Source organism: Chromobacterium sp. FG89 (assembly GCF_057808735.1).
The window spans coordinates 1-464 of sequence record NZ_JBMDIQ010000084.1; the positions used below are offsets into that span (position 1 = coordinate 1).

The 464-nt window shown below is 63.4% G+C and carries 1 protein-coding gene; it reads right to left on the bottom strand.

Going from position 1 to position 464, the window contains the following annotated elements; translation table 11 throughout:
- A partial coding sequence (locus tag ACODRW_RS24345) for a calcium-binding protein (RefSeq protein WP_488906927.1) occupies nucleotides 1-464 on the bottom strand: 464 nt, incomplete at both ends.

A 464-nucleotide genomic window follows, 5' to 3' on the forward strand; every position in this document is an offset into this window, starting at 1 on the left:
AACCAATCCTTCACCGTCACGCTGTCCTGGCCGTTGATGTGGCGGAACACCATGTCGTTGCCGCTGCGCAGCACCTGGATATCGCTTTCCTTGATATCCGCGCCGAACACCAGTTCATCCCGGTACGAATCTTCCGCGCTGACGCGGTAGGCCCGATCGATGATCACGTCCTGACCGTCGCCCAGATTGAACAGATAGATGTCGCGGCCGTAACCGCCGGTCAGCGTGTCGTTGCCGATGCCGCCTTCCAACGTGTTGTTCCAGCTGCTCCACGCCACTGTCAGCTGATCGTTGCCGGCGCCGCCGCGCAGCGTATCGCGCTCTTCGCGCCATGAGCCGCCTTCGTTACCGCCAATGATCACGTCGTCGCCGTCGCCGCCTTCCAGCAGGTCGGTGCCGTTGCCGCCGTACAGCGTATCCTTGCCGGCGCCGCCGCGCAGCGTGTCGTTGCCTTCTTCGCCGAA